The 12,583-nt window shown below is 73.6% G+C and carries 10 protein-coding genes and 1 pseudogene; 8 read left to right on the forward strand and 3 right to left on the reverse strand.

The genetic code is table 11. The features are described 5' to 3' along the window. Positions 1-200 precede the first annotated feature (200 nt). From GA0070564_RS02900 to GA0070564_RS02920, 5 genes are all read left to right on the forward strand, one after another. Positions 201-1,991, forward strand: a complete 1,791-nt coding sequence (locus GA0070564_RS02900) for an N-acetylglutaminylglutamine amidotransferase (protein ID WP_091602024.1) — start codon at positions 201-203, stop codon at positions 1,989-1,991. Positions 1,992-1,993: 2 nt separating this feature from the next. Beyond that, entirely contained in the window at positions 1,994-3,877 is a 1,884-nt protein-coding gene (gene ngg / locus GA0070564_RS02905) for an N-acetylglutaminylglutamine synthetase (RefSeq protein WP_091602027.1), read from the forward strand. Further along, entirely contained in the window at positions 3,874-5,058 is a 1,185-nt protein-coding gene (locus GA0070564_RS02910) for an osmoprotectant NAGGN system M42 family peptidase (protein WP_091602030.1), read from the forward strand. The genes ngg and GA0070564_RS02910 overlap by 4 nt, the downstream gene beginning before the upstream one ends. A gap of 323 nt (positions 5,059-5,381) precedes the next feature. Then, positions 5,382-6,311 (forward strand): ribonuclease Z, encoded by a 930-nt coding sequence (locus GA0070564_RS02915; RefSeq protein ID WP_091602033.1) that lies wholly within the window; start codon positions 5,382-5,384, stop codon positions 6,309-6,311. Continuing rightward, positions 6,308-6,817, forward strand: coding sequence for a GNAT family N-acetyltransferase (locus GA0070564_RS02920; RefSeq protein ID WP_091602036.1), 510 nt, complete (start codon positions 6,308-6,310; stop codon positions 6,815-6,817). Before GA0070564_RS02915 ends, GA0070564_RS02920 begins: the two co-directional genes overlap by 4 nt. A gap of 53 nt (positions 6,818-6,870) precedes the next feature. Here GA0070564_RS02920 and GA0070564_RS02925 read toward each other — a convergent pair whose 3' ends face one another. Then, positions 6,871-8,241 (reverse strand): cystathionine beta-synthase, encoded by a 1,371-nt coding sequence (locus tag GA0070564_RS02925; RefSeq protein ID WP_091602039.1) that lies wholly within the window; start codon positions 8,239-8,241, stop codon positions 6,871-6,873. A gap of 79 nt (positions 8,242-8,320) precedes the next feature. Continuing rightward, the gene (locus tag GA0070564_RS02930) at positions 8,321-8,677 is read right to left on the reverse strand and encodes a YkvA family protein (protein WP_091602042.1); all 357 of its coding nucleotides are present in this window, start codon (positions 8,675-8,677) and stop codon (positions 8,321-8,323) included. A gap of 184 nt (positions 8,678-8,861) precedes the next feature. On the opposite strand from GA0070564_RS02930, the pseudogene GA0070564_RS02935 reads away from it, so the two are divergent. The 3 genes and pseudogenes from GA0070564_RS02935 to GA0070564_RS02945 all read left to right on the forward strand — a co-directional run bounded on the left by GA0070564_RS02935 (position 8,862) and on the right by GA0070564_RS02945 (position 12,132). After that, positions 8,862-9,985: pseudogene (locus tag GA0070564_RS02935) on the forward strand (SGNH/GDSL hydrolase family protein). Beyond that, on the forward strand, positions 9,982-10,785 hold the full coding sequence (locus tag GA0070564_RS02940) for an SGNH/GDSL hydrolase family protein (protein WP_091602048.1): 804 nt from the start codon (positions 9,982-9,984) through the stop codon (positions 10,783-10,785). The pseudogene GA0070564_RS02935 and the gene GA0070564_RS02940 overlap by 4 nt, the downstream one beginning before the upstream one ends. 84 nt (positions 10,786-10,869) lie before the next feature. Next, positions 10,870-12,132: an acetyl-CoA C-acetyltransferase gene (locus GA0070564_RS02945; RefSeq protein WP_091602051.1), complete on the forward strand. Its 1,263-nt coding sequence runs from the start codon at positions 10,870-10,872 to the stop codon at positions 12,130-12,132. Between the two features lie 51 nt (positions 12,133-12,183). Here the strand turns inward: GA0070564_RS02945 and GA0070564_RS02950 are convergent, their stop codons facing one another. Further along, positions 12,184-12,504: a hypothetical protein gene (locus tag GA0070564_RS02950; RefSeq protein WP_091602054.1), complete on the reverse strand. Its 321-nt coding sequence runs from the start codon at positions 12,502-12,504 to the stop codon at positions 12,184-12,186. Positions 12,505-12,583: the final 79 nt, after the last annotated feature.

A 12,583-nucleotide genomic window follows, 5' to 3' on the forward strand; every position in this document is an offset into this window, starting at 1 on the left:
GTTCGGCGATTGCGGGATTGGTCACAGCACCCGTGGCGCCCCCAACCGGACGACGGGGGCCTCCGGGGGGTGGATGTCCGGAACGACGGGTCAGCGGCCAACCGCAAGCCCAGTGGGGTCGCGCATCATAGCAACGCCGTCACACAATCGTCATCAGCTCAACAGGCGAACTGCAACAACCTCTGGCAGCATTGCGTGCCATGTGCGGACTGGCAGGCGAGTTCCGGCGGGACGGCTCACGGGCCGACGTGGCGGCGGTGGAGCGGATGGCGGCCACCATGAACGACCGGGGGCCCGACGACGGCGGCACCTGGTCGCAGGGGCCGGTGGCCCTCGGTCACCGACGTCTGAAGATCATCGACCTCTCCGCCGCGAGCGGCCAGCCCCTGGTCGACGCCGGGGCCGGCCTGACCGGGGTCTTCAACGGCTGCATCTACAACTACCGTGAGCTGCGCCAGGAGCTCCAGGCCAAGGGCCACACCTTCTTCTCCTCCGGCGACAGCGAGGTGGTGCTCAAGGCGTACGCCGAGTGGGGGACCGACTTCGTCGACCACCTGATCGGCATGTTCGCCGTGGCGATCACCGAGCGGGACACCGGCCGGCTGGTGCTGGTCCGGGACCGGCTCGGCATCAAGCCGCTCTACGTCGCCGAGACCCCCGGCGTGGTCCGCTTCGCGAGCACCCTGCCGGCGCTGCTCGCCGGTGGCGGCATCGACACCGGCATCGACCCGGTGGCGCTGGCCCACTACCTGAGCTTCCACAGCATCGTGCCCCCGCCGCGGACCATCCTGCGCGGCGTGGCCAAGCTGCCCCCGGCCACCGTCCGGGTCTACGAGCCGGACGGCCGGACCTCCGAGCGGGTCTACTGGGACCCGTCGTTCACCCGCTCCGCCGAGCGGGCCGGCTGGTCCGAGCGGGACTGGCAGGACGCGCTGCTGGAGTCGCTGACCACCGCCGTACGCCGCCGGATGGTCGCCGACGTCCCGGTGGGCGTGCTCCTCTCCGGCGGCCTCGACTCCAGCCTGGTGGTCGCCCTGCTGGCCGGCGAGGGGCAGACCCGCTCCGGGCTCTCCACCTTCTCCATCGGCTTCGACGCGGTCGGCGGCCGGGAGGGCGACGAGTTCGTCTACTCCGACCTGGTCGCCAAGACCTTCGGCACCGACCACCACCAGATCAAGGTGCCCACCGGTGACCTGGTCCCGCCGCTGGAGGCGGCCGTCGCCGCGATGAGCGAGCCGATGGTCAGCCACGACTGCGTGGCGTTCTACCTGCTCAGTCAGGAGGTCGCCCGGCACGTCAAGGTCGTCCAGTCCGGGCAGGGCGCGGACGAGATCCTCGGCGGCTACCACTGGTACCCGCCGCTGGCCGGCGTGGACCGGGAGCAGGCGCTCGAGACGTACGCGAAGGCGTTCTTCGACCGCGACGCGGCCGGCCTGGCCCGGGTGCTCAACCCGGCCTGGCTGGCCGAGGGCGACCCGGCGCGCGAGTTCGTCGCCGCCCACCTGAACCGGCCCGGCGCGCAGACCGCCGTCGACGCCGGCCTGCGGATCGACACCCAGGTCATGCTGACCGACGACCCGGTGAAGCGGGTCGACAACATGACCATGGCGCACGGGCTGGAGGCCCGGGTGCCCTTCCTCGACCACGAGTTCGTGGAGCTGGCCGCGAGCTGCCCGCCGGAGCTGAAGCTGGCCCAGGGCGGCAAGGGCGTGCTCAAGGAGATCGGTCGGCGGGTCCTCCCGCACGAGGTCATCGACCGGCCGAAGGGCTACTTCCCGGTGCCGGGCCTCACCCACCTCGAGGGCAAGCTCCTCGACCGGGTACGCGACGCGCTGCACGCCCCCGAGGCCCGCCGCCGCGACCTGTACCGCGCCGACTACGTCGACGCGCTGCTCGCCGACCCGAACGCCGAACTCACCCCGTTGAACGGAAACAAGCTGTGGCAACTGGGACTCCTGGAAATGTGGCTCCAGAGCCACGGAATCGACTGACCGTGACCGACACGATGGCGACCGGCGGGGCGCGTACCGACCGGGAACGGGTGCTGGGCCGGCGGCGGGAGCGGGTCGGCCCGGGCGGCGACCCGGTGGCGCCGGGCACGCACGAGCCCGAGTCGACCGCCGACCGCGACGGCGTGGTGCTGGACTGCGGCTGGGGCCGGCTGGTCTTCGGCCAGACCTTCGGCGGCGACCAGGCCGCGGTGGCGCGGGTGCTGCGCTCCGAGGCGGCCGGCGCCCGGGACATCTGCATCTACCTGCGCGACCCGCACGTGCTGGTGTCCCGCCTCCCCGACGAGCTCTTCATCGACCCGTCGCTGACCTACCGGCTGCCGCTGGGCGGCGACCGGCCGGCCCGCACGGACGACGTGGTCACCGCGGCGACCCGGGAGACGACCGAGGGCACCTCCGGCCGGGACGGCTCGGAGCTCCCCGGGCTGCGGATCCGGCCGCTGCGCGACGCCGCCGACGCGGACGCGGTGAACCGGATCTACGCCCGCAACGGCATGGTGACCGCGCCGGTGGAGGTGCTGGTCGACAACGCCCGCACCGACCGCTTCCTGCACCTGGTCGCCGAGGACGCCACCGGCGAGGTCGTCGGCACCATCACCGGCGTCGACCACGTGGCGGTCTTCGCCGACCCGGAGAACGGCGCCAGCCTCTGGTGCCTCACCGTGGACTTCAACACCGCGCCGCCCGGCACCGGGCAGGCGCTGCTGACCGACCTGGCGGCCCGGCTCACCGCCCGCGGGCGGGCCTTCGTCGACCTGTCGGTGCTGGCCGAGAACACCGGCGCCATCCGGCTCTACGAGCGGCTCGGCTTCTACCGCACGGCGACGCTCTGCGTGAAGCGGAAGAACCCGATCAACGAGCGGCTCTTCCTGCCCGCCATGCCCGCGGGGTACGACGAGCTCAACCCGTACGCGAAGATCGTCGCCGACGAGGCGATGCGGCGCGGCATCCGGGTCGAGGTGACCGACCCGACCTGGGGTGAGCTGCGGCTGACCAGCGGCGGCCGGACCGTCCACACCCGCGAGTCGCTCTCCGAGCTGACCTCGGCGGTGGCGATGAGCCGCTGCGACGACAAGCGGGTCACCCGGCGGATCCTCACCGAGGCGGGCCTGTCGGTGCCGCGCGGCCGGACCGCCACCGGCGACGCCGACGACGCCGCCTTCCTGGCCGAGGCCGGCCGGGTCGTGGTCAAGCCGGCCCGCGGCGAGCAGGGCAACGGCATCACCGTCGGGGTGCGCACCCCCGAGGCGCTGGCCGCCGCCGTCGAGCTGGCCCGCCGGTTCTGCCCCGAGGTGCTGATCGAGGAGCTGCGCGAGGGCGAGGACCTGCGGGTGATCGTCATCGACCACGAGGTGGTCGCCGCGGCCGTGCGCCGCCCCGCCCAGGTGACCGGCGACGGGGTGCACGACATCGCCGAGCTGATCGAGCGGCAGAGCCGCCGCCGGGCCGCCGCCACCGGGGGCGAGTCCCGGATCCCGCTGGACGACATGACCCGCGAGGTGATCGCCGAGGCCGGGTACGAGCTGCACGACGTGCTGCCCGAGGGCACGGTCCTGGCCGTCCGGCGGACCGCCAACCTGCACACCGGAGGCACCATCCACGACGTGACCGGGGAGCTGCACCCGGAGATCGCCGAGGCGTGCGTCGCGGCCAGCCGGGCGCTGGACATCCCGGTCACCGGGCTGGACCTGCTGGTTCCCTCTCCCGACCGGCCCGAGCACGTCTTCATCGAGGCGAACGAGCGGCCCGGCCTGGCCAACCACGAGCCGCAGCCGACCGCCGAACGCTTCGTCGACCTGCTCTTCCCCGGGACCCGGGCACCGCAACGGCTCTGGTCCCCGGCGGGTGCGGCAAGCTCTCCGGCATGACCGGACGTGCCCCCACCCCGCTGAAGCTCGACCTCGACTACCTCCGGCAGGTGCTGCTGGAGCTGCTGGAGATCCCCAGCCCCTCGGGGCGTACCGACCACATCCAGCAGTACGTCGGCGAGCGGCTCTCCGCCCTCGGCGTCTCCTCGACGCTGACCCGGCGGGGCGCGCTGAGCGCCTGCCTGCCCGGTCCCCGGTCCACCGGCGCCGACCGGGCGATCGTGGTGCACACCGACACGATCGGCGGCATGGTCAAGCGGTTGAAGGAGAACGGCCGGCTGGAGGTGACGCCGGTCGGTACGCACAGCGCCCGGTTCGCCGAGGGCGCGCACGTGCGGATCTTCACCGACGACCTGGACCGGGTGGTCACCGGCCAGATCCTCCCGCTCAAGGCCAGCGGGCACCGTTACAACGAGGGCGTCGACCTCCAGGGCGTCGGCTGGGAGCTGGTGGAGCTGCGGGTCGACGAGCCGGTGCAGGACATCGCCGGGCTGCGCGCCCTGGGCATCGACGCCGGGGACTTCGTGGCCTTCCTGCCCAACCCGATGATCACCACGAGCGGGTACGTCAAGTCCCGGCACCTCGACGACAAGGCCGGGGTGGCGGCCGTGCTGACCGCGTTCAAGGCGATGGTCGACGCGGGCGTCACCCCGGCGGTCACCGCCCACCTGCTGGTCACCGTCACCGAGGAGATCGGCCACGGGGCCAGCCACGGGCTCGACCCGGACGTCGCCGAGATCGTCTCGGTGGACGCGGCGGTGGTGGCGCCCGGCCAGCAGTCCCGGGAGGACGCGGCGACCCTGGCGATGGGCGACGGGGTCGGCCCGTTCGACTACCACCTCACCCGCAACCTGGCCCGGATCGCCGGCGAGCACGGCGTGGACCTGGTCCGCGACGTCTTCGACTACTACCGCTCGGACGTGGCCGCGGCGGTCGAGGCGGGCGCGCACGCCCGGGTGGCGCTGCTCGGCTTCGGCGTCGACGCCACCCACGGGCACGAGCGCACCCACCTGGACGGGCTCGCGCAGCTCACCCAGCTGCTCTGCCTCTACCTCCAGAGTGACCTGGTCTTCCCGGAGTGGGACGCCGAGCCGGAGGGCGACCTGGCGGACTTCCCGTCGCTGGCGGTGCAGCCGGCGAACGAGGAGGGGCCGCGCGAGGGCCCGATCGGCATCGACTGATCCCGCCGGTATTCCCCGCCGGCCTGTGATCAGAAAACCGTTGTCGTTGCCCCGGAGAAGTGGATAGCGTGGCGGTACACGCGAAGGGAGGTGGTCCAGACTTGTATAGCAATCGGACTCGTGAGGTGGCTGTCCGCTAGCCGCTGTCCTCGACAGTGAACTCGTCCGCCGCGAGGCGGGCACAGCACCATCGTCGAGACCGTGTGGCAGCGGTGCGGCGAATCCACGACAGCCACCCGACCCCCGGGGTGCCGACCCAGTCCAGTCGGCCCGTGCGCGAGCGCGGAGCGCCCCGGGGGTCGCTTCATACCCAGGAGATCCCGGTGTCGATGCGCGAGCTGGTGGTGCTGGGCACCGCCAGTCAGGCCCCCACCCGGAGACGCAACCACAACGGCTACGTCCTGCGCTGGGACGACGAGGTGATCCTCTTCGACCCGGGCGAGGGCAGCCAGCGTCAACTCCTGCACACCGGCGTCACCGCCACCGACCTGACCCGGATCTGCGTCACCCACTTCCACGGCGACCACTGCCTCGGCCTGCCCGGCACCATCCAGCGGCTCTCCCTGGACCGGGTCCCGCACCCGGTGGCGGTGCACTTCCCGGCCGGCGGGGCGGAATACTTCGCCCGGCTCCGGCACGCCAGCTCCTTCCACGAGACCGCCGAGCTGGCCGTCGAGCCGATCACCACGGACGGGCAGCGGATCGCCCTGCGCGCCGGCACCCTGGAGGCCCGCCGGCTGCGCCACCCCATCGAGACGTACGGCTACCGGCTGGTCGAGCCGGACGGCTGCCGGATGCTGCCGGAGCGGCTGTCCGCGTACGGGATCGGCGGGCCGGCCGTCGGCGAGCTGCAACGCGTCGGCCACCTGGACGTCGGCGGGCGTCGCGTCACCCGCGACGAGGTGAGCGAGCCCCGCCCCGGGCAGCGGTTCGCCTTCGTCATGGACACCGGCCTCTGCGACGGCGTGTACGCCCTCGCCGAACGGGCCGACCTGCTGGTCATCGAGTCGACCTTCCTCGACTCGGAGGCCGCGCTGGCCGCCGAGGTCGGCCACCTGACCGCCGGCCAGGCCGCGCGGGTGGCCACCGAGTCGGGGGTACGCAGGCTCGTGCTCACCCACTTCTCCCAGCGGTACGCCGACCCGCGGCGCTTCCACGACGAGGCCCGCGAGCACTTCGCCGGCGACCTGGTGATCGCCGAGGACCTGACCACCGTGCCGGTGCCGCCCCGGCAGGTAGCCTCGGCCGGGTGACGATCACGCTGCGTCCCGCCACCGGCGACGACCTGATGGCGGTGGGGGCGATGCACCAGCGCTCCCGGACCTCGGCCTACTCCGGGTTCCTGTCGGCCGAGGCGCTGGCCTCGCCCACCCCGGAGGAGATGGGCCGCTACTGGGTCGAGCGGCTGGTCTGGGAGGGCGCCGACCACCGGATGACCGTCGCCGAGCGCGACGGGCGGCTGGTCGGCTTCAGCTATCTCGGCCCGGACGACGAAGGCGACCCGGCGACCGGGCTGCTCAACGCCATCCACCTGGAGCCGGACGAGCGCGGTCGGGGCACCGGCCGGGCGCTGATGGTCGACGCGCTGGCCGCCATGCGGGACCGGGGCTTCAGCCGGGCGGTGCTCTGGGTGCTCCGGCAGAACACGCACGCCCGGGCCTTCTACGAACGGGGCGGCTGGCGGCCCACCGGCGCGGAGCGCCGGGACCGGATCGGTCCGGTCGAGGTTCCCCAGCTCCGCTACGAGCGTGCGGTGTGAGGAGGGGCCCCCTGCCATACGAGAAGCGTTGCCAGGGGGCCCTTCGTTGCGCGTCAGCGGGCGCCGAGGTGGGCCAGCAGGTCCTGCCGGGTCAGCACGCCCTTCGGCTTGCCGTCGACCAGCACCAGCGCCGCGTCGGACTTCTCCAGCAGGCCGACCGCCTCGCTCACCGGCTGACCGCCGCCGATCATCGGCAGCGGCTCGGCCATGTGCCGCTCGATGGTGTCGTGCAGGTGCGCCTGCCCGGTGAAGAGGGCGTCGAGCAGGTCCCGCTCGGCGATCGAGCCGGCCACCTCACCGGTCACCACCGGCGGCTCCGCCTTCAGCACCGGCAGCTGGGAGACGCCGTACTCGCGCATGTAGTCGATCGCGTCGCGGACCGTCTCGGTCGGGTGCACGTGCACCAGCTCGGGGATCCCACCCGGCTTGCCGGCGAGGGCGTCGGCGACGGTCGCCTCGCTGCCCGAGTCGTCGAGGAAGCCGTACCGGGCCATCCACCTGTCGTTGAAGATCTTGGACAGGTAGCCCCGGCCGCCGTCGGGCAGCAGCACCACGATCACGTCGTCCGGGCCGGCCTTGCGGGCCACCTCCAGGGCGCCCACCACGGCCATCCCGCAGGAGCCGCCGACCAGCAGCCCCTCCTCGCGGGCCAGCCGCCGGGTCATCTCGAACGAGTCCTTGTCGGAGACCTCGATGATCTCGTCGGCCACCCCGCGGTCGTACGTGGTCGGCCAGAAGTCCTCACCGACCCCCTCGACCAGGTACGGCCGGCCGGTGCCGCCGGAGTAGACCGAGCCCTCCGGGTCCGCGCCGATCACCTTCACCCGCCCCTCGGAGGCCTCCTTGAGGTAGCGGCCGATGCCCGAGATGGTGCCGCCGGTGCCCACGCCGGTCACGAAGTGGGTGATCCGCCCCTCGGTCTGCTTCCACAGCTCCGGGCCGGTCGTCTCGTAGTGCGAGCGCGGGTTGGCCGGGTTGCTGTACTGGTCGGGCTTCCACGCGCCCGGGATCTCCCGGGTCAGCCGGTCGGAGACGTTGTAGTAGGACCGGGGGTCCTCCGGGGCCACCGCCGTCGGGCAGACCACCACCTCCGCGCCGTACGCCTTGAGCACGTTGCGCTTGTCCTCGCTGACCTTGTCGGGGCAGACGAAGACGCACTTGTAGCCCTTGAGCTGGGCCACCAGGGCCAGCCCGACGCCGGTGTTGCCGCTGGTCGGCTCGACGATGGTGCCACCCGGCTTGAGCAGGCCGGCCGCCTCGGCGTCCTCGACCATGCGCAGCGCGATCCGGTCCTTGACCGAACCGCCCGGGTTGACGTACTCCACCTTCGCCAGCACCGTGGCCTGGATGCCCTCGGTGACGTTGCGCAGTCGCACCAGCGGGGTGTTCCCGATCAGCTCGACGACGTTGTCGTAGTACTGCACCTCGTTGTGTCCTTCTCCTCCGGCACCGGCTGCGGCGCCGGGCAGATGACTCGCGTGTCCGCGCCCAGGGTACGTCCCGTCAGGGCGTCACATGCCCTGGGATGACGGAGCTGCGACGTGCCTCCCACTCCAGGAAGCGCTCGGTCTCCGACAGCACGCTGCCGGCCAGCCAGGTGACCATGACCGCGTCGTCCACCAGGCCGAGCACGGTCAGGAACAGCTCGGGGACCACGTCCAGCGGCGAGACGACGTACGCGGTGGCCGCCGCCATCAGGGCCAGCCGCAGGCCGCCGTCGTACTCGCCGCTGGCGGTGGCCCGGATCATCCGGGGCAACGCCGCCAGTCGGGTGCCGAGCGAGGGCCCGCCCCGGGCACCGGCGGCCACCGCCCTCGCCAGTGCCGTGAAGGCCGCTCGTCGTTGCAGGGTCCTACCCATCGTTCCCGCCCCTCTCCACGCCGTCAGGATGCCGCCCGCGCGCAAGTCCGGCCGGCGGGCCGATCACCGTCCGCGCCGCTGCCGGCACTGTCGGAACAGGTACCCAGTTCCGTCGCTTCCCAGGCACGTATCGGCCGTCATGACGACAGCGGGCGTTGTCGTCGGGGCGCGATAATGTCGCGGTATGGGGGACGTTGGTTCCGTCGTACCGCCCGTAGCGGGTTGGCAGCGCGCGAGGCGGATCGCCCGCCTGGCGGCGATCGGCACGGGCGCCACGGCCGCGGCCGCCGCCGCGACCGGCGGGGTGCTGCTCGGCCAGGCCCGGCAGGCGCGACGCACCATCCCGATGGCCGAGGCGCCCCCGCCCCGCTGCGACGGGGTGTACGGCGCGAAGTTCCCCGGCCGGCCGATCACCATGGTCGTCCTCGGCGACTCCTCCGCCGCCGGGTACGGCGTGCACCGCCGCCGGGAGACGCCGGGCGCGCTACTCGCCACCGGCCTGACCCGCCGGCTGCACCGCCCGGTCCGGGTGCACCGGTTCGCCGTCGTCGGCAGCCTCTCCGCCGGGCTGAAACCGCAGGTCGAGTCCGCCCTGGAGTGCGAGCCGGACGTCGCGGTGATCCTGATCGGCGGCAACGACGTCACCAACCGCACCCCGCCCGGGCTGGCCGTGCGCTATCTGGTGGAGGCGGTCCGGGCGCTGCGCGCCGCCGGCTGCGAGGTGGTGGTGGGCACCTGCCCCGACCTCGGCGCCATCCAGCCGATCCAGCCGCCGCTGCGCTGGCTGGCCCGGCGGTGGAGCCGGCAGCTGGCCGCCGCGCAGACGGTGGCCGTGGTCGAGGCGGGCGGCTGGACGGTCTCCCTGGGCGACCTGCTCGGCCCCCGGTTCGCCGCCGAGCCGACCCGGATGTTCGCCTGGGACCGGTTCCACCCGTCGGCCGAGGGCTATGCGATGGCCGTGGCCGCGCTGCTGCCGACGGTGATCTCCGCGCTCGGCGCCGGCCCCGAGCGCCGACCCGTGCCGGCCGCCGTGGGTGGCGTACGGTCGCTGCCGGAAGCCGCGCAGGAGGCGGCCCGGCACGCGGGTACGGAGGTCAGCGGCACCCAGGTCCGCGGTCGTGACCGGGGCCCGGCCGGCCGGTGGGCGCAGCTGCGCCGGCGGGCCTTCTTCGGCGTCGGCGAGCAGCCGCAGTCCGGCCCGGCCACCGACTCCCCCACACTGGAGGGAACGGCATGAGCCGGCGGATCGTCGGATCGGGCGCGCAGCCGGCACGGGTCGATCGGGATCGAGGGGAGGTGGCGTCATGACGGGACGCGGCATCGGTGGCGAGATCGCCGTCCGGCTGGGCCGGGCGGCCGCGCTGTCCCTGGCGGCGGGGACGATCGGCGGTGCGGCGGTGCTCGCCGGCGAGGCCATCGCCGCCCGCACCCGCCGGTACGCCGAGCCGGAGCTGGGCCTGGCGCTGCGGGCCACCGTGGGTCGGGCCGCCGCCGTTCCGCTGCGCCTGGTGCTGCTCGGTGACGCCTCGGCGCTCGGCGTCGGCGTGGACCGCTTCGAGGACACGCTCGGCGGCCAGCTGGCGCACCTGCTGGCCGAGGGACCGGCCGGTCGCCGGGTCCACCTGTCCAGCGTCGGCGTCTCCGGCTCCCGCTCCACCGACCTCGCCACCCAGGTGGCCCGGGCGCTGCTCGGCGAACGACCCGACGTGGCGGTGATCCTGGTCGGCGCGAACGACGCCACCGCCCTGGGCCGTCCCACCGAGTCGGCCGCCTATCTCGCGGCGGCGGTCCGCCGGCTGCGCGAGGTGCGGGTGCAGGTGGTCGTGGGCACCTGCCCCGACCTGGGCGCGGTACGCGCGATCGCCGCGCCGCTGCGGCAGGTGGTGGGCTGGTCCGGTCGGCGGATCGCCCGGGCGCAGACCGCCGCCGTGTTGGAGGCCGGTGGGACGGTCGTCGACCTGGGCACCGAGACCGGGCCGGTGTTCCGCGCCGACGCCGGCACCCTCTGCCACGACGGCTACCACCCGTCCGCGGACGGGTACCGGGTATGGGCGCACGCCCTGCTCCCGGCGGTGGCCGCCGCCGCGAACGTCTCCTCCCGGCAGTGAACGCGGCTGCGGGCCGCCGCGGGTGACATTTCCCGCCGGGCGGTCTGCTTCCGCGCCAAGTTACCGGCGGGTTAACGTTGGTTCATGCCGATCGAGTCGTCCCGCGACGCCGTCATCGTCGCCACCGCCCGGTCCCCCATCGGCCGGGCGTTCAAGGGTTCCCTGCGCGAGGTCCGTCCGGACGACCTCGCCGCCACCATCGTCCAGGCCGCCCTGGACAAGATCCCCCAGCTCGACCCGACCGAGATCGAGGATCTCTACCTGGGCTGCGGCCTGCCCGGCGGCGAGCAGGGCTTCAACATGGCCCGGGTGGTGGCCACCCTGATGGGCCTGGACGGGCTGCCCGGCGCGACGCTCACCCGCTACTGCGCCTCGTCCCTCCAGACCACCCGGATGGCGATGCACGCGATCCGGGCCGGCGAGGGCGACGTGTTCGTCTCCGCCGGAGTGGAGATGGTCTCCCGCTACGCCCGGGGCAACTCCGACGCCCTGCCCCCCGAGGCGCAGGCGCTGGTCGGCGGCGGCTGGGAGAACCCGCGCTTCGCCGAGGCCCGGCAGCGCTCCGAGCGGCGCGCACAGGGCGGCGCCGAGGTGTGGACCGACCCGCGCGAGGACGGCCGGCTCCCGGACATCTACCTGACCATGGGGCAGACCGCCGAGAACCTCGCCCAGGCGTACGACGTGACCCGCGCGGACATGGACGAGTTCGGCGTACGCAGCCAGAACCTCGCCGAGAAGGCCATCGCGGACGGCTTCTGGGCCCGGGAGATCACCCCGGTCACCACGCCGGACGGCACGGTGGTGAGCACCGACGACGGCCCGCGTGCCGGAGTGACCCTGGAGGCGGTGTCGGAGCTGAAGCCGGTGTTCCGTCCCGACGGGCGGATCACCGCCGGCAACTGCTGCCCGCTCAACGACGGCGCCGCCGCCGTGGTGATCATGAGCGCCCAGCGGGCGAAGGATCTGGGGCTCACGCCGCTGGCCCGGATCGTCTCCACCGGCGTCACCGCGCTGTCTCCGGAGATCATGGGCCTCGGTCCGGTGGAGGCGTCGAAGCAGGCGTTGAGGCGGGCCGGCATGACCATCGACGACGTCGACCTCGTGGAGATCAACGAGGCGTTCGCCGCCCAGGTCATCCCCTCCTACCGCCAGCTGGGCATCGCGGAGGAGAAGCTGAACGTGATGGGCGGGGCGATCGCCGTCGGCCACCCGTTCGGCATGACCGGCGCCCGGATCACCGGCACCCTGCTCAACGCCCTGAGCTGGCACGACAAGACCATCGGTCTGGAGACGATGTGCGTCGGCGGCGGCCAGGGCATGGCCATGGTCCTCGAACGCCTCAGCTGATCCACCCGACGCTGCACCCTCGCCGGGGAACCGGGCGGGGGTGCAGCGCTGTCACAGGGTCGAGCGGGTGGCGGTCACCGCCGCCGTGGCCGCGGCCAGGACGTCGTCGGCCGGGGTCGCCGCGACCAGGTCGGCGGCGACCACCCGGAGCTGGTCGGGCAGGGCGAGGTCGTTGTCGAGCCGGGGCACCGTTCGCCGGGGCTCCCCCTCGGCGTCGGCGGCCAGGTTGGCGATCTCCTGCACCAGCTTGTGCACCAGGTCCGCCCGGGAGGCGTTCCCACCGGTGGCGATCGCCGCCCACCGGGGCTGCTGCCAGTGCCCGACCTGACGGACCAGCAGCTCCACCGCCCGGTCCAGTTCCGCTGCGCTCATCGCCGTCGAGTCTACGGACCCGGCCCGCCCGCGCCCGCCGAGGTGTTAAGAGGGGGCCCCTGCTATACGAAAAGCGTTA

The organism is Micromonospora mirobrigensis, assembly GCF_900091555.1.
GTDB classification, from domain to species: Bacteria; Actinomycetota; Actinomycetes; order Mycobacteriales; family Micromonosporaceae; genus Micromonospora; species Micromonospora mirobrigensis.

Excerpts from the sequence above, each read along its gene's own strand:
- GA0070564_RS02900 (WP_091602024.1), top strand. The coding sequence starts at position 201 with ATGTGCGGACTGGCAGGCGAGTTCCGGCGGGACGGCTCACGGGCCGAC.
- GA0070564_RS02930 (WP_091602042.1), bottom strand. The coding sequence starts at position 8,677 with ATGGGTAGGACCCTGCAACGACGAGCGGCCTTCACGGCACTGGCGAGG.
- GA0070564_RS02950 (WP_091602054.1), bottom strand. The coding sequence starts at position 12,504 with ATGAGCGCAGCGGAACTGGACCGGGCGGTGGAGCTGCTGGTCCGTCAG.
- GA0070564_RS02945 (WP_091602051.1), top strand. The coding sequence starts at position 10,870 with ATGCCGATCGAGTCGTCCCGCGACGCCGTCATCGTCGCCACCGCCCGG.
- GA0070564_RS02910 (WP_091602030.1), top strand. The coding sequence starts at position 3,874 with ATGACCGGACGTGCCCCCACCCCGCTGAAGCTCGACCTCGACTACCTC.
- GA0070564_RS02940 (WP_091602048.1), top strand. The coding sequence starts at position 9,982 with ATGACGGGACGCGGCATCGGTGGCGAGATCGCCGTCCGGCTGGGCCGG.